Raw genomic sequence first — 16406 nt, 5'->3', positions numbered from 1 at the left:
AGTTCTAAAGAAGTATGGAAAACTTCGACATCAAAGACATTAACCAAGCGGAAGGCGGCCGCCGCCGTATCCAATGGGCCGAGCGTGAAATGCCCGTGCTGCGCACCATCCACGAGCGCTTCGCCAAAGACCGCCCCCTAAAGGGCCTGCGCCTCGCCGCTTGCCTGCACGTAACCGCCGAGACCGCCAACCTCATGCGCACCCTGCAAGCCGGCGGCGCCGAGGTGATGCTGGTGGCTTCCAACCCGCTCTCCACCCAGGATGATGTCGCCGCCTCCCTCGTCTCCCATGACGAGATTCCCGTCTACGCCATCAAGGGTGAAGACAACGCCACCTACTACAAGCACCTCAACGTCGCCCTGGATTTCAAACCCCACATGACCATGGACGATGGCGCCGACCTCGTCAGCGAGCTGCACAAGAACCGCCGTGAGCTGCTCGAGACCGTCATCGGTGGCACCGAGGAAACCACCACCGGCGTCATCCGCCTCAAGGCCATGGCCGCCGATGGCAAGCTGGAATTCCCCGTCATCGCCGTCAATGACGCCATGACCAAGCACTTCTTCGATAACCGCTATGGCACCGGCCAATCCACTGTGGATGGCATCGTGCGCGCCACCAACATCTTGCTGGCCGGCAAGACCTTTGTGGTCGCCGGCTACGGCTGGTGTGGCCGCGGCCTGGCTGACCGTGCGCGCGGCATGGGTGCCAACGTCATCGTCACCGAGGTCAACCCCATGGCCGCTCTCGAAGCCGTGATGAACGGCTTCCGCGTCATGCCCATGATCGACGCCGCCAAAGTCGGTGACATCTTCGTCACCGTCACGGGTGACATCAACGTGCTCGACGAGCATCACTTCGCCGCCATGAAAGACGGCGCCATCGTCGCCAACTCCGGCCACTTCAATGTCGAGATCAACATCCCCTCGCTGGACGCCATGTCCACCGAGAAGCGCCTGGTGCGCCCCTTCGTGGAAGCCTACTACACCAAGGATGGCCGCACCATCCACATCCTGGGCGATGGCCGCCTCATCAACCTCGCCTCCGCCGAGGGTCACCCGGCCAGCGTAATGGACATGTCCTTCGCCAACCAGGCCCTGGGCGCCGAGTACATGGCCAAGAACGCCGACAAGCTCCAGAACCAGGTCTACTCCATTCCTGAGGATATCGACCGCGAGATTGCCCGCATCAAGCTCGAAGCCATGGGCGTCAAGCTGGATAAGCTCACGCCCCAGCAAGAGAAGTATCTCAACTCGTGGGAAGAAGGCACCATCTAAGAAGCAAAAACGACCGGCGAAAGCCGGTCTTTTTATATCGTTTGTCATTGCGAGGAGTGCTGAAAGTTGCATGTTCATGCAACTTTCAGCCGACGAAGCAATCTAGCCATGTCATCCCGAACGAGGCCGGAGGCCGAGGAGGAATCCGTTTGGGGCTGGTTTGTACGTCAATGAGTCTGAGTGAATTCGGAAGAAATGCCAGCACGGATTCCTCGCTGGTGCGGGTTTGGCGGTCTGATGCTGGCTTATTCATCCGCTCGGAATGACAAGTTGAGTAAATTTGTCATTCCGAACGAGGCCGGAGGGCCGAGGAGGGATCCGTTTGGGGCTGGTTTGTACGTCAATGAGTCTGAGTGAATTCGGAAGAAATGCCAGCACGGATTCCTCGCTGGTGCGGGTTTGGCGGTCTGATGCTGGCTTATTCATCCGCTCGGAATGACAAGTTGAGTAAATTTGTCATCCCGAAGAGCCGCATAGCGGCGAGGAGGGATCCGTTAAGGGCAAAGGTAGTGCTGGCAAGATCTGAGCCAATTCGGAAGATGTGCCAGCACGGATTCCTCGCTGGTTTGGGTTTGGCGTTCTGATGCTGGCTTATTCACCCGCTCGGAATGACAAGCTACGTAAATTTGTCATTCCGAACGAGACTGCAGACCGAGGAGGAATCCGTTTGGGGCAAAGGTAGTGCTGGCAAGATCTGAGCCAATTCGGAAGATGCGCCAGCAGGGATTCCTGGCGGGTGCGGGCTCGGCGGTCTAACGCTGGCTTATTCACTCGCTCGGAATGACAAGTTGAGTAAATTTGTCATCCCGAAGAGCCGCATAGCGGCGAGGAGGGATCCGTTAAGGGCAGAGGTAGTGCTGGCAAGATCTGAGTCAATTCGGAAGATATGCCAGCACGGATTCCTCGCTGGTTTGGGTTTGGCGGTCTGATGCTGGCTTATTCACCCGCTCGGAATGACAAGTTGAGTAATCTGTCATCCCGAACGAGACCGGAGGCCGAGGAGGAATCCGTTAAGGGCAAAGGTAGTGCTGGCAAGATCTGAGCCAATTCGGAAGATGCGCCAGCACGGATTCCTCGCTGGTGCGGATTCGGCGGTCTGATGTTGGCTTATTCACCCGCTCGGAATGTCAAATCAGTGGTCTGTCATTGCGAGCGCAGCGAAGCAATCCCTACGCCTGTTACCCGTGCACCCGAATCACCTTGCCGCCACTGATGCGTAACAACGCATCCGGCGGCAGCGGGAACACCGCGTGCGGCGTGCCAGCCGCCGCCCATACTTCGGCGTACTGCAGCAAATCCTCGTCAATGTAGGTGTGGGCCGGCTGCTGGTGACCAAAAGGCGGCACCCCGCCGATGGCGAAGCCGGTCAGCGTGCGCACAAAATCGGCATCGGCCTTGCCCAGCGTCTCACCGGTGGCCTCGGCCACCAGGGCCTCGTCCACCCGGTTGCTGCCGCTGGTCAGGATGATCACGCCCTCACCTTCCGCATTGCGGAAGATCAGCGATTTTACGATCTGGCCCAACTGGCAGCCGATGGCGGCCGCCGCATCGGCTGCGGTGCGCGTGGGGATCTCGAACTCCACTACGTCGCCCGGCAAATCGTGCTGGCGAAGGGTGTCTTGAAAAGCGATGGCGGTTGGGTTGGTGGGGGTGCGCATAACTACTCCGAAACAGTGATGTCGACGTAAAAGCCCACGCCGAAGGGGTTGCCGTCAAAATCGTGCGCCTTCCACAGGCTGCGATAGGTACCCGGCTCGCTGGGCGCGGTAAATTGGATCGTGAGCACCACACTTTCACCGGGCTGCGCCGGCGGCAGCGGGTGGCGGGGCACCGCCCCCAGGCCAATGCTGCCAGCTTGCAACTCAACGTTGTAACCTTGCACCCAGGCGCAGCTGCCATCGTTGCGCAGCTCCCAGCTCTTCTCTACCGGGGCGCCGGGCGCAAAGCGTGTGCCATCCGGCACGTTAATATCGCGCAGGAAGACCAGGTTGTTTTCGCAATCCGGAGTGGGGCTGGGAGGCAGCGAGGTGGGCGTCTCAAGCACGATGGCTTGCGAGTTGCCCGCCAGGGTAGGGGCGATGAAGAAGCCTTGATCGGCAGGCAGCACGCTGCGGCTGCATGCGGCAACAAACAACGCGCCGATCAAGAGCAAAGCAGCTCTTGATGCGGCGCGTTGCGTAGCAAAGCTGTGAGACGTTGTTTGCGTATTAGGCTTCCACTGCCGCCAACTCGGCGTCTTCTGATTCAAGGATGGCACTCTCTTCAGTTTCCATGTAGCCAGTGGGTTCCTGCGTGAGCACCTTTTCACGGATCTGCTGCTCGATGACATCGGCAACTTCGGGGTGATCGCGCAGGTAATCCTTGGCGGTTTCACGGCCCTGGCCCAAGCGCTCTTCGCCATAGTTGTAGAAGGAGCCGCGCTTGGCAATGATCTCGTAATTTACTGCCAGGTCCAGCAAATCTCCACTCTTGGAGATGCCTTCATTATACATAATGTCAAATTCAGCCACTTGGAAGGGGGCCGCTACCTTGTTTTTCACCACGCGCACTCGCGTGCGGTTGCCCACCACATCCTGCCCGGTCTTGATCGATTGCACGCGGCGCACATCCATGCGCACGGAGGCGTAGAACTTGAGCGCCATACCGCCGGTGGTGGTTTCCGGGTTGCCGAACATCACGCCGATCTTCTGGCGCAACTGGTTGGTGAATACCACTGCCGTGTTGGTCTGCTTGATCACGCCAGACATCTTGCGCAGCGCCTGCGACATCAGGCGGGCCTGCATACCCATTGTCGCATCGCCCATGTCGCCTTCGATCTCGGAGCGCGGCACCAGGGCGGCGACTGAGTCGATCACCACCAGGTCCACTGCGCCAGAGCGCACCAGCGCCTCAGCGATCTCCAGGGCCTGCTCGCCGGTGTCCGGTTGGGCCACCAGCAGCTTTTCAATATCTACGCCGCATTTGGCCGCATAGTTCGGGTCGAGGGCGTGCTCCATGTCAATGAAAGCGGCCGTGCCACCGCGCTTCTGCACTTCGGCCACGATGTGCTGGCACAGCGTCGTTTTACCGGAGGATTCCGGCCCGTAAATCTCAGTGACGCGGCCACGCGGAATGCCGCCGACACCCAGGGCAATATCCAACGAGAGGGCGCTGGTGGGGATGGCTTCGATCGCCATGCCGTGCGCTTCGCCCAGGCGCATGATGCTGCCTTCGCCGTAGCGTTTGGTGATCTCGCCCAGGGTCTTCTGCAAAACCTTGATCTTTTCGTCGTTGTGTCCGTTTTCAGCAGCCATAGCTCTCCTGTAGTACAAGCGTTCTATAAGTGTTCTAAATATAGAACACTTGTTTCCGCTTGTCAAGGTGTTGCCGGCCGCATTTTTGCCTGACCTGGGCGCCGATTTGCACCCTAGCCAAAACGGGTAAGTGCATGTATCATCGTGCGGCGCTGCTGCCCCTTTCAGCATGCGGCGCATTTGTTCAGGCTGTCCGTGCGCTCCGCGGCAAACTGGCAGCTAAGTACAAACATAAGGAAGCAGAATGAAGGAATCGAAGGTAAAACGCTCTCGGGCGCTCGGCATTCCCCTGACCCCGAAGGCTATTAAAGTCATGGAGCGCCGGCCGAACCCGCCCGGCCAGCACGGCAGCCAGAACCAGTGGCGCCGCAGCTCTGACTATAAGCAGCAGTTGCTGCAGAAGCAACGCCTGCGCTACCAGTACAACATCCGCGAGAAGCAGATGCTGGGCTACATGCAGAAGGCGCTCAAGGGTTCTGGCCTGACGTCTGAGCATTTGATCGCGCTGCTCGAATCGCGCTTGGATGCGTTGGTGCTGCGCGCCGGCTTCGCCCGCACGATCTATGCGGCGCGCCAGTTCGTCGCCCACCGTCACGTTACCGTCAACGGGGAGCGCATCAACATCCCTTCCTACTCCGTGCAGCCTGGCGATGTGATCGCCATTCACGAGAAGAGCCGCAAGATCGCGGCCTTCACCGAGGCGCTGGAGAGCGTGGGCAACGTGCCCCCGTATTTGGAAGTGGACAAGAAGAACATGTCTGCCAAGTATGTGCGCCTGCCCGAACTGCAGGAAGTGCCGATCATCTGTGAGCTCAACCAGGTGGTGGAGTACTACTCCCGCTAGTTTGCAAGACGATCAAACAAAAACGGCCAGCCCTTGCTGGCCGTTTTGTTTTACACATATAATGCGGATATGGGTGGAATTAGAATGTGGTTCCGGGCGCAAAGCCGCCTGGTTAAATTCCTGATTGGCTTGGTCTTGTTACTAGCCTGCCGTATCTGCAGTCTGCCAGCCTCGCTCAGCGAGGCCGAGCGTGACGCGACGGCTACGGTGCAAATGGAGACCGCGCTAAGCGCGGCGTTCGAGCAGGTGGCGCAGACGCTCAGCGCCCAGCCCAGCCTGACACCCAGTGCTACGCCCGTTCCGACAGATACCGCCACGCCGAGCGCAACCCCGCCGCCCAGCGCAACGCACACCCTTAGCCCCACGCCAACCCGCCAAGCCAGCGCCACGCCAGTCGTCTTCAATCAGGGCAATCTAGCAGGCGGAGGAGGAGGGGATGGCGGCACTGGAAGTAGCAGCGGTAGCGGCGGCGGGGGTGGTAGCACAGCTTGCCACCCTGCCTATCCCACGGTGTGCATTCCGCCGCCTCCGCCGGATCTGAACTGCCCGGATATTCCTTTTCGACGTTTCACTGTGCTTAGCCCTGATCCGCATAACTTTGATGGGAACAATGACGGGGTGGGCTGCGAACGCTAAGGCTTAGTCGGGCAGGCCCACCAGCGGGGCTGCGGCGGGCAGCTCAAACGAGTAGCCATCCGTGCCGCGGAATTGAAAGTAGGTCACCGTGCCGGGGATGACCTCGACCTCGGCCCGCCACCAGGTGGACTGGTAGGGAATGGATATCTCATAGCGGCCAGCCGGCAGGTTGCTCAGCACCAGGTTCTCTTTGTAATAGGGGTCAGGCAGGATGCGGCTGTTGGCAATGTAGGTATACAGCGTCCACAATTGCTCGCTGCCCACGGCGCGTACTTCCACCAATTTGTTGACCAATACTTGATTGCGCTGGGTGCCCACCCGGCCGGCCAAGATGCCATAGCCCTGGGGCGGCGCCAGCCATAGCTCCGGGTTTGAAGTGTGGCTGGTGTTGTTCTGCCCGCTGCGGACTTCAAAATGCAGATGCGGGCCGGTGGAGAGCCCGGTATTGCCCGAAAGGGCGATCACTTCGCCTTGCTCAACTCGCTGGCCCACTAGCACGCTGGTTTCGCTTAAGTGCGCATACACGGTCCAGATGCGGTTGCCGGCGAAGCCAAAATCATGGCGAATGACGATCGAGATGCCGTAGGGATCATCTAGGAAGAAACGCGAATTGTAGGTTTGCCCATAATCGGCCCATACCACCGTGCCGCCGGCCGCGGCGCGCACCGGGGTGCCGGCATCCATGCCTACATCCAGACCGAGGTGTGGCTCGCCTGACTGGCCAGCTTCCTGACGCACGCCATAGCGTTGGCTGGGGCTATACAGCCCCAAATGGGCGCTGGCCACCGGGAACGTGAAATAGAAATGGTCGTACAGGCTTAGCGCCAGCGGGGCTTGGCGCGCTGGGTAGCCTGCCGCTGGCGGAGTGCTGGTGGCCGCCGCATCGGGCGCCAGGGGGAAGGGTGCCAGGGTGGGCGCTGGGTAGCTCGGCCAACTCAGCAGGGCTGGGTCTGCCGTGGGGGGCGGCGGGCTGGCGGTGGGGCTTGGCTGTGGCGTGGCCGTGGGGCTGGCCGGCACGCGGCTGGGGCTGCTGGTGGCGCTGGGTGCGGGCGCAGCCGCGCCGCAGGCGGCCAATGCCAGGCTGGCCAGCAGTGCGCTGCATAGCAGGGCGGGTTTCATGGGCGGGCCGAGAGCTCCTCGGCGCTATATAACTGCTGCATCGCTTCGTTCCAACTGAGGCCGGCGCGTAGCACAAATTGATTGAAACGCAACGCGGGAAAGAAGCTGCGCCAGTTGCTTTGCGAGGGCAAGCGTTCAAACCCGTACTCAGCGGCCAGCGCAGTGAAATCGACCCAATAGCCAGCCGGAATCTCTTGCAGGGGGGCACCGCCTGCTTGGTAGCTGTTTTCTACGCCGCGATAACGGGCGGCAAAATCCCAAGGCAGTTGAGTGAGCGGTTTGCCCAGGCCGCCTTGCGGGTTGGCACTGCGCAGGTAGATGCGCCAATAGGTCTGGCCATCCTGGTCTTCGCGCACTGCCGCCAGCCAGCCCGCGTTGAGCAAGCCGCTGCGCAATTCAAAGGCGCGGCCGGTATACAGCCAGCTTTCGGATTGGCCGGGTGCCAGCGTGCTGGTCAGCGGCGTGAGCGCATTTTCCAGGCTGGAGAGGGCATCCCAGCCGAGCAGTTGGGCGCTGCGCGCCCGCAAGGCTTCGAAGGGGGCCGCCGCGGCGCTGCTCAGTGTGGCGTTGGGGGCATACACATCCAGCAAGGGCGTGGCTTGGTGCTGGCTACGTTGCGTGCTGGCGGCGAGGGTATTGGCCCAGATGGCCTGGGGTTGGGCGGCCGCGGCGGCTTGCAAGGGCTCGGGCAGTGGCTGCGGCCAACTGCCCGCGGCCCAACTGCTGCCATGGAGCTGGCCGGGCAGGGCCTGTGGCGCCAGCGCCAGGCTGCCATCTACGCGGTAGGCGCTGAGGTACTCTTGGCCGTTGAGGGCCAGGCTGGCCAGCACCACATCGCCAGCCGGGCTCCAGCTGGGCGCCTGGCCGCTGCCCAGGTAGCGCGGCGGGCTGAGCAGATCGCTGATATAGATGCCCCAGACGCCAGCCTGATCCTGCTCGGCCCAGGCCAGCAAGCGCCCATCGGGGCTCCAGGCCGGGCTGGCTTGCGCGCCGCGCCCGGGGGCCAGGGCCACAAAGCGCGCCTCACCCTCCTGATCCAAGTGCAGCAGCCATACGTGCGAACCGCCATCACGGTCTGAGATAAAGGCGAGTTGTTGGGCGCCTGGCCGCCAACTGGGCGAGTGGTCACGCGCCGCCGAAAGGCTTACGTATACCGGCTCCAGCGAACCATCCAGTGGGCGAATGGCAACTTCCAGGTTGCCGTTGAGATCGTGGGTGTAGGCCAGCCAGTCGTTGCTTGACCAGCTGGGTTGGCCGTCGTAGGCGGCATCCTGCGTGAGCGCGGTGGTGGTGCCAGTCGCCATTTCCACCATGTACAGGTCCCAGTTGCCGCCACGGTTGGAGGCAAAGGCCAGCCGCGCGCCATCCGGAGAGAGCGCCGGCTCAATATCGTCCCACTCGCCATAGGTGAGGCGGGTGAGGCCCGCGCCGCTCAGTTGGTGGCTGAATAGGTGTGCGTAGCCAAGCTCGCTGAGGCTGAGTACGCGGTGGCCATCCAGCGAGTGATCGCTCAGCAGTGGCTCGGCTGGCTCGGCGGGCGAGGTGGCAGCCGGCGTGGGGCTGGCTGCGGGCGTGGCGGGCAGGGTCTGTGTGGCGCTGGCCGCCGGGCTGGCTTGGGGTACGGCGTACCAGGACTGCAACCAAGGGCCGGCAAAAAGGGCCAGCAAGGAAGCCAGCAGCAGCCCGCCGGCGATAACCAGCCGGATCCAGTAGCCTAGCGTGCGCCGCAGGGAGCGAGGGCGCTTTTCGTCAAGCATAGGGCGAGTTGGGCGTCAAACGCTGTCTCCACGCGGCCTAGGCGATCACAAAATCCACGGCATGCTCGTGGACGATGTGCTTCGCTTTATTGAGCAGCTCGCCGGAGCTGGCTTCGAGCGGGGTCTCGGTTTGTTGTGCTTCGACATCGGCGTAAAAGACGCGCGCCTTCAGCGTATAGCGCCCCGGGGTGCGTTGCTGGCGCAGATGCATCACGAACTCCATGATCGGGTCGATCGCCTCCACCACGCTGACGCTGGCCAGCGGCTGGCCGCTGGCATTCACGATGAGCGCCTCCACATTGGGGCGCCGCTGGAAAGGGGTGATGTCGATGCGCACATGGATGCGCAGCCCATCCGGGCGCGGCTGCGCTTCCAGCTCACGGATACGGACTTCGTTGGGCGGGACGGGGGCTTCGCCCGCTTCAGTAAAAAAGATCTCGTCTGACATAGCGGGTGGATTATAGCGGCTGGTGAGGCTACTTACCCCATGCCTTGCAATCAAAGACTAACTGAATGTTACAGTTTGGCGCGCCGCAGTAACTGGGCATTCAAGGCAACGATGATCGTGCTGACAGACATCAGCACTGCCCCTACGGCAGGGGAGAGCAGTATGCCGCGGCTTGCCAACACACCTGCGGCCAACGGAATGGCGATGATGTTATAGCCAGTGGCCCACAAGAGATTCTGCACCATTTTGGCGTAGCTGGCGCGGCTAAGACGGAAGATCTTGAGCACATCTTGTGGGTCGTTATCTACCAGAATGATGCCAGCGGACTCTACGGCCACATCCGTGCCGCTGCCAATGGCAATGCCCACATCCGCGCGCGCCAGGGCGGGGGCATCATTGACGCCGTCTCCCACCATAGCAACTTTTCGCCCTTGGGCTTGTAGCTCCGCAATCTTCTTTTCCTTATCGGCAGGAAGTACCTCTGCGAAGAATTCGCGAATGCCCAGATCGGCTGCAACCGCTGCGGCCACAGGGGTGCTGTCTCCAGTGAGCATTGCCGCGCGAATGCCGAGTCTTTGCAAGTCTTCAATCACTGCTTTGCTTTGTGGGCGTGTTTCGTCTGCGATGGCAAAAATGGCTACTGGCATAGAATCCGCCAGCAGGTAAATGGCGCTTCGACCCTTGCGTCCAACTCCCTCAGCATATGCAGCCATGTCTGATGGCAAGCGGGTGCCTAGTTGCTCTAACAGCCGCGGGCCGCCAAGCTGAAAGAGGCGCCCACCGGAATGCGCCATTACCCCCAAGCCCTTAAGCGCCTTAAAGTCGGTAACGGGTGTGGGGGCTAGTGAGCGGTTCGCAGCGGCAGTGCGAATGGCGCTGGCCAGGCTGTGTTCCGAGTCTCCTTCAAGGCCAGCTGCGAGTTGCAGGGCTTCCTCTTCACTGTAGGGGCTAACGGCATGGATGGAGATGAGCCCCATTTTGCCTTTGGTAAGCGTGCCCGTCTTGTCAAATACAACGGTGTCCACCAAACGAGCTTCTTCCAGCGCCAAGCGGTCTTTGACTAACAAGCCGTGGGCTGCGGCTTGTGTTGTGCTAATGGCTACTACAAGCGGTACAGCCAAACCCAACGCGTGGGGGCAGGCGATGATGAGCACAGTGACCACACGTTCCAGTACGAACAGATCAAATCCGCGCGCAAGCCCCCAGGCCACAGCTGTAAGCGCTGCTGCGATCAAGGCGAGACTAAACAGCCAGCCTGCCGCGCGGTCTGCCAGAATTTGAGTCTGCGATTTGCTGAGTTGAGCCTGCTGTACCAGGCGCATGATGCCAGCCAGTGCTGTAGCGCCACCCAAGGCAGTGATGCGCATGCGCAAGCTACCTTCACCATTAATGGCGCCAGCAATCACTTTATCCCCTGGGCCTTTGTGCACTGGTTTGGATTCGCCGCTGAGCATGGATTCGTTGATCTGCGAGTTGCCCTCCACCACTTCGCCATCTGCAGGAATACTGGCCCCAGGCCGAACAAGGAGTAAGTCTCCGATGGCAAGCTGGCTAACAGATACAGTTTTAGCTTGCCCATCTGCATCCAGGCGCTCAGCTTGGTCTGGTAGCAACTTGGCGAGTTCGTCTAAGCTGCTGGAGGCTCGGCGCACGCTACGCATCTCTATCCAGTGGCCCAGCAGCATGATGTCAATGAGAGTGGCTAACTCCCAATAGAAGCCCTCTCCAAGCGTGAAAAGGAAGGCTGCGGTGCTGTAGACGAAGGATACCGAAATCGCCAAGCTGATTAGCATCATCATTCCCGGTTTGCGGGTGCGTAGCTCTGGGATGGCCATTTGAAGGAAAGGCAGGCCGCCATAAAAAAAGATGGCTGTGGCGAAGATGGGTGCGATGAAGGTTGAGCCGATGAAGGCTGTTGGCGAGATACCAAGCCAGTGCTGGGTCATCTCGCTATACAGGATTACAGGGATGGTGAGCGCCAGCGAAACAAAGAAGCGCGTGCGGAACATGGCCTCGTGGCCGCTGTGGTGTGCTCCGCTGTGTGTTGAATCTGTGCCTGGCTGTTTGTTGGGCTGTTGGTGGTGTGCAGCCTCAGCATTGTGGTGGTGCTTGTGGTGTGCGTGCTCGTCCATCCCTGTATGTCCTGTAATCTTCTATGGAATAACTGTAATCTTGGCGTACATGCCAGCCGCGTAGTGCCCGGGCAGGTAGCAGCCAAACTCGTATTCACCGGGTTCAGTGAAGGTGTGCTCGATGGTAACGCTAGCCCCGGGTGTGAGCTCGCTCTCTCCTACATGCAGCATGCCACCTGTGTTGCTTTCACCATGGCCGTCATGGCCGTTGGCGTCACCGCCGTGAGCATCCGAATGGCCGTCTTGGGCCTCGGAGCCGTTCTCCATGTGGTGCTCTTCGCCCTCGGCCAGCAGCACAAACTCATGGTTGATCGTGCCGGGGTTGCTGATAACGAAGCGATAGGGGGTGCCCACTTTAAAAACAGTGAGCGGGGACTCGATGGCGAACTCGGTGAGCTCAATGGGCACTACTTGAGCTGCCGTGGGTTGGCTGCCGCAAGCGGTGAGTAACAGAGCCAGAACCAAAAGTGCTGCCATTCTGAACATAAAAACGGACTCCTTACTGATGATACCCTCCCCCTATGGGAGGGGTTATGCCCAATTTACATCGTTTGTTCTGAGCAGTCAATGAAGAGGAGGATGAGAAGAAGCCTTGCATGCTGCTTTGGCCTAATCAACAGGTTAGATCTCAAAGTTCTGTGTGTCCCCCAGTACAATGTAGCCAGGAGACAGCATGCCCGATCAATTTGAAACTCTAGCGATCCACGCCGGCCAGCAGCCTGACCCCAGCACCGGGGCGGTGATGACGCCCATCTACCAAACCAGCACCTTTGTACAAGACGCCGTAGGCGTGCACAAGGGCTATGAGTACTCGCGCAGCGGCAACCCCACGCGCACTGCGCTGCAGGATTGCTTCGCTGCGCTAGAAGGTGCCAAGTATGGCTTGGCCTTTGCCTCCGGCCTGGCCGCCAGCGATACGATCATTCGCCAATTCGCCCCCGGTGACCACATTCTGGTGGGCAGTGATGTATATGGCGGCACCTTCCGCCTGTTTGAGAAGGAATATCGCGACGTTGGCATCGAGTTCAGCTATGTGGATATGGATGATCTGGCGGCGCTGCAAGCCGCCCTGCGCGCCACTACCAAGCTGGTCTGGCTGGAGACGCCCACCAATCCCTACCTGGGGATTGCTGACATTGCCGCCATTGCGGCGCTCTTGAAGCAGCACAGCAGCAAACCACTGTTCGCCGTGGATAACACCTTCGCCTCGCCGTACCTGCAGCAGCCGCTGGCGCTGGGCGCCGACCTTGTGATTCACTCGGCCACCAAATACCTCGGCGGTCACTCCGATGTGGTGCTGGGGCTGGTGGCAGTGAATGATGATGAGCTGCACGCCAAGCTGGCCTTCACCCAAAATGCGGCCGGTGCGGTGCCGGGGCCGATGGATAGCTTCCTAGTGCTGCGTGGCATCAAGACCCTGCCCCTGCGCATGGAGCGCCACGCGCAGAATGCGGCGGCGATCGCCGACTACCTGGCGGCGCACCCCAAAGTGAGCCAGATCTATTACCCGTATCACGCCAGCCACCCGCAGCATGCGTTGGCGCGCCGCCAAATGCGTAATGGCGGTGGCATGCTCTCGTTTGAACTCAAGGGCGGCGCCGATGCGGCCCGTATGGTAGCCGAGAGCACGCGCTTGTTCGCCCTGGCCGAGTCGCTCGGCGGCGTCGAGTCGCTGATCGAGGTACCGGCGGTGATGACGCATCTCTCGGTGGCCAACTCGCCGCTGGCGGTGGACCCGGGCTTGGTGCGCCTCTCGGTGGGCGTGGAACACGTAGACGATTTGATCGCTGATCTGGAGCAGGCGCTGGCCAAAGCCAAAGCGAGGGCGGCCGCGCCACAAGACAGGAGGCAGCATGGCACGCAAAAACAAGCTGGACAAAGACCCGGCCGCAGCGGACGCCGTCTCTGAAGGCATGGGCTATGCGATTGGCGGGCTGGAAACCAACTCGGCCGAATTCACTGACTTCTTGGCCAAGGTGATCAAGGAATTCAAGGAAGATTCGCCCGGCGCCACGTTGCGTGATGCCGCCCGCATCGTAGTGGAACGTGAGGGGCTGGAAGCATTCGCCCCGAGCGTGAGCGAAATTCAGGTGTTCTTGAAGGCCTTCCTGGGCGGCAAGAACACGGAATGGGACGACTTGGTTGCCGAAGATGCCCGCCGCCGCTTGGAAATTGACAAGACGCTCGGCGGTACGCCGGGCTAAACAAAAAAGAGCGTGCTATGCACGCTCTTTTTTGTTTGGTTGTTTGGTTGTTTGGTTGTTTGGTTGTTTGGTTGTTTGGTTGTTTGGTTGTTTGGTTGTTTGGTTGTTTGGTTGTTTGGTTGTTTGGTTGTTTGGTCAAATAACCGGTTTGGGGATTGCTTCGCTAGCACTGCTACGCAGTACAACGCTCGCAAAGACGGCGCGCGGCGCTTGTTATTAACCGACTAATCGACCAAGCGACCAGCCGACGGTTTTGATTATCCAATTAACCGATTAAATAATAATCATTCGTCATAAAGAACCGTCGGCTCGGCATAGTAGCGTACACCTTTGCGCGCCGTGCGCTCATTGACCCATTGCTGCAGTGCGGCGTTCTTTTCCTCGAGCGACTTGTTGGCCGAGAGCTCTTCCAGCGAGTAATTGACGCGCAGGGCACGCGGCGACACCGTGAAGCGCGTGATGCCCGGCGGCAGCAGCACGCCGGCGGCGCACAACTCCAGCACCTCGCTGACTTTGAAGGGTGGGTAGACCACGATGGCGGTCAGGTTGTCGTACTTGCCGTGCAGCTCGCGTACTTGCTGGGCGGTGGTGCGGTCAATCACGGCTTTCTTCGCATACAGCTCAGTGATCTTGTTCAGCGCGCGTGTGCGGCTGGCCAGGTCACCCGGCACGCTGCGCGCTACATAGGCTTGGCCGTCCTGCGTCTGCACCCACACCAGCGTCTTGCTGGGCCAGCGGCTCTGTGGCTTCTTGACGCTGGGGTCAATGTCACGCAGGGTGACATCCGGCAGGTCGCCAATGGCGGCGAGGAACTCTTCGCCATCCCAGTCCCAGAGTACGTGGTTCCAGGTGTGCAGGTCGAGGCCCGGCGAGTCGGCCTCGACGACCTGTACCAACGCATGCGGGATGCCCATATGGTTGAGGGCGCTGGTGCGGTTGGCGCCATCCAGCACCATGTAGCGCCCGCTGCCATCCGGCAGCGGCGTCACCATGGGCGGATTGCGTAGCACGCCGCTGGCGCGCAAGCGCTCCACGAGCGGCTTGCTGCGCTGGTCATCGTGCCATTCGTGCGGCACGAGGTCAGGGGAGGGGACGATACGAAGGGCTGGAAGAGTAGGCATGTTGGATTTATCGATTAATCGATTAGTCAGTTAATCACTTAGTCACTGAGCCCGTTGTTGCCTGTTTACGGTTCACTGCTCCCTGCTCACTTCTGTTAGCTGTCAACTGCAAACTGTCAACCATTAATGAAATCAAGCACATCGATCTTGGTGAGGATGCCGACCACGCGGCCGCCTTCGTTCACCAAGACGGCATTGTTGCGCACGATCTCGTGCATGGCGTCAGGCAGCAGCGTGCTGGCGGGCAGGCTGTTGGGCGCCGGCTGCAGCAGCGTAGCGATGCTGTCCTCGCCGGGGCGGCCGGTCTTGGCTTCCAGCAGGTGGGTCAGCAAGTCGCCCTCGCGCACGATGCCGGTTACTTCGCCGGCGGCATCCACCACGGGGAGTTGCGAGATACCGTATTCTTTCATCTTGCTGACCACATCAGCAATGCGGTCCTCGGCGGAGGCGGAGATGAGCTCGCTCATGCTCTTGCCGCCCAGCACCTCGCGCAGGGTGGCTTCGCTCCACTCAGAGTCCATGAAGCCGTTCTCGCGCATCCACTTGTCGTCGAACAGTTTGGTCAGGTAACGGTTACCCGAGTCAGGCAGGATGACTACGGCTACGCGGTCAGCCGGCAGGCTCTTGAGGTACTTGAGCGCGCCGGCCACCGCCGCGCCAGCTGAGCCGCCGGCAAAGATGCCTTCTTCGCTCACCAGGCGGCGCGTCATCACGAAGCACTCCTTGTCAGTCACGCGGATGATGTCATCCACTACGCTCAGGTCCGTGGTGGTGGGCAGGAAGTCTTCGCCGATGCCTTCCACCTTGTAGGTGATGGCTTCAACGCCGGGCGGAATTTGGCCCTTGTTCTCCCAAATCTCTTTGAGGATCGAGCCCACCGGATCAACGCCCACAATGCGAATATCCGGGTTCTTCTCTTTGAGGTACTTGCCCACACCGCTGATGGTGCCGCCGGTGCCCATGGCGATGATGACATCGGTCACTTTGCCGCCGGTTTGCTCCCAAATCTCAGGGCCGGTGGTGAGGTAGTGGCTGCGCGGGTTTTCCGGGTTGTGGTATTGGTTGGCCAGGATGGTATTGGGGTTCTCGGTGGCCAGGCGCTGGGCTACTTTGTAATACGAGCGAGGATCTTCGGGGGCGACGGCGGTGGGAGTAATCACCACCTTGGCGCCATAGGCGCGTAGGAGTTGAATCTTCTCCTGGCTCATCTTGTCTGGCATCACGAAGATGCACTTGTAGCCGCGCATGCCCGCCACGATGGCCAGGCCCACGCCCGTATTGCCTGAGGTCGCCTCGACGATGGTGCCGCCCGGCTTCAGGCGGCCGCTGGCCTCGGCCTCATCAATGATGTTTTTGCCAATACGATCTTTGACCGAGCCGCCGGGGTTAAAAAACTCCACCTTGGCGTACAAGGGCACGCTATGCCCCTTGGTTACTCGGTTGAGGCGCACCAGTGGCGTGTTGCCAATGGTGCCAATAATGTCATCAAAAACGCGCAGGTCTTGGGATTCGGGCAGGCTCATAAACTAAGTTTATCAGATGGTGTAAACCTGGCCAGAGGGACTGTCGTATGGC

General features: G+C 60.4%; 15 protein-coding genes. 5 read left to right on the top strand and 10 right to left on the bottom strand.

What is annotated here, in order from left to right:
- Window positions 1-14: 14 nt before the first annotated feature.
- Complete coding sequence (ahcY, locus tag KF821_03495) at window positions 15-1277, top strand: adenosylhomocysteinase (GenBank protein ID MBX3004876.1); 1263 nt, start codon at window positions 15-17, stop codon at window positions 1275-1277.
- Window positions 1278-2455: 1178 nt separating this feature from the next.
- On the opposite strand, the gene KF821_03490 is transcribed toward ahcY, so the two are convergent.
- The 3 genes from KF821_03490 to recA are packed head-to-tail and all read right to left on the bottom strand — an operon-like array spanning window position 2456 to window position 4570.
- A complete protein-coding gene (locus KF821_03490; protein MBX3004875.1) occupies window positions 2456-2935 on the bottom strand; it encodes a YbaK/EbsC family protein in 480 nt (159 codons plus the stop codon).
- 2 nt (window positions 2936-2937) lie between these two features.
- Complete coding sequence (locus KF821_03485) at window positions 2938-3429, bottom strand: hypothetical protein (GenBank protein ID MBX3004874.1); 492 nt, start codon at window positions 3427-3429, stop codon at window positions 2938-2940.
- 55 nt (window positions 3430-3484) lie between these two features.
- The gene (gene recA / locus KF821_03480) at window positions 3485-4570 is read right to left on the bottom strand and encodes a recombinase RecA (protein ID MBX3004873.1); all 1086 of its coding nucleotides are present in this window, start codon (window positions 4568-4570) and stop codon (window positions 3485-3487) included.
- Between the two features lie 244 nt (window positions 4571-4814).
- Between recA and rpsD the strand changes: the two genes are divergently transcribed.
- On the top strand, window positions 4815-5414 hold the full coding sequence (gene rpsD, locus KF821_03475) for a 30S ribosomal protein S4 (GenBank protein MBX3004872.1): 600 nt from the start codon (window positions 4815-4817) through the stop codon (window positions 5412-5414).
- Between the two features lie 69 nt (window positions 5415-5483).
- Window positions 5484-6050 (top strand): hypothetical protein, encoded by a 567-nt coding sequence (locus tag KF821_03470; GenBank protein MBX3004871.1) that lies wholly within the window; start codon window positions 5484-5486, stop codon window positions 6048-6050.
- Window positions 6051-6053: 3 nt separating this feature from the next.
- Here KF821_03470 and KF821_03465 read toward each other — a convergent pair whose 3' ends face one another.
- The 5 genes from KF821_03465 to KF821_03445 form a co-directional block, all read right to left on the bottom strand.
- Entirely contained in the window at window positions 6054-7169 is a 1116-nt protein-coding gene (locus KF821_03465) for a M23 family metallopeptidase (GenBank protein ID MBX3004870.1), read from the bottom strand.
- Window positions 7166-8926: a PD40 domain-containing protein gene (locus KF821_03460; GenBank protein ID MBX3004869.1), complete on the bottom strand. Its 1761-nt coding sequence runs from the start codon at window positions 8924-8926 to the stop codon at window positions 7166-7168. The genes KF821_03465 and KF821_03460 overlap by 4 nt, the downstream gene beginning before the upstream one ends.
- 37 nt (window positions 8927-8963) lie before the next feature.
- The gene (locus KF821_03455; protein MBX3004868.1) at window positions 8964-9374 is read right to left on the bottom strand and encodes a hypothetical protein; all 411 of its coding nucleotides are present in this window, start codon (window positions 9372-9374) and stop codon (window positions 8964-8966) included.
- 68 nt (window positions 9375-9442) lie between these two features.
- On the bottom strand, window positions 9443-11506 hold the full coding sequence (locus tag KF821_03450; GenBank protein MBX3004867.1) for a heavy metal translocating P-type ATPase: 2064 nt from the start codon (window positions 11504-11506) through the stop codon (window positions 9443-9445).
- Window positions 11507-11527: 21 nt separating this feature from the next.
- Window positions 11528-11983, bottom strand: coding sequence for a hypothetical protein (locus tag KF821_03445; protein ID MBX3004866.1), 456 nt, complete (start codon window positions 11981-11983; stop codon window positions 11528-11530).
- A gap of 196 nt (window positions 11984-12179) precedes the next feature.
- On the opposite strand from KF821_03445, the gene KF821_03440 reads away from it, so the two are divergent.
- Together KF821_03440 and KF821_03435 are read left to right on the top strand one after the other, a co-directional pair.
- The gene (locus KF821_03440; GenBank protein MBX3004865.1) at window positions 12180-13415 is read left to right on the top strand and encodes a cystathionine gamma-synthase; all 1236 of its coding nucleotides are present in this window, start codon (window positions 12180-12182) and stop codon (window positions 13413-13415) included.
- Window positions 13360-13710 carry a hypothetical protein gene (locus tag KF821_03435; GenBank protein ID MBX3004864.1) on the top strand — a complete coding sequence of 117 codons (351 nt, stop codon included), beginning with the start codon at window positions 13360-13362 and terminating at the stop codon, window positions 13708-13710. The genes KF821_03440 and KF821_03435 overlap by 56 nt, the downstream gene beginning before the upstream one ends.
- Before the next feature lie 284 nt (window positions 13711-13994).
- Here the strand turns inward: KF821_03435 and KF821_03430 are convergent, their stop codons facing one another.
- Together KF821_03430 and KF821_03425 are read right to left on the bottom strand one after the other, a co-directional pair.
- Window positions 13995-14831, bottom strand: a complete 837-nt coding sequence (locus KF821_03430; protein MBX3004863.1) for a ParB N-terminal domain-containing protein — start codon at window positions 14829-14831, stop codon at window positions 13995-13997.
- Between the two features lie 116 nt (window positions 14832-14947).
- Complete coding sequence (locus KF821_03425; protein ID MBX3004862.1) at window positions 14948-16354, bottom strand: cystathionine beta-synthase; 1407 nt, start codon at window positions 16352-16354, stop codon at window positions 14948-14950.
- Between the last annotated feature and the right edge of the window lie 52 nt (window positions 16355-16406).

It is taken from the genome of Anaerolineales bacterium (assembly GCA_019637755.1).
In the GTDB taxonomy this organism is placed as follows: domain Bacteria; phylum Chloroflexota; class Anaerolineae; order Anaerolineales; family UBA11579; genus JAMCZK01.
Note: the sequence above shows the minus strand (reverse complement) of the source record. Positions and strands in the feature narration are given on the sequence as shown.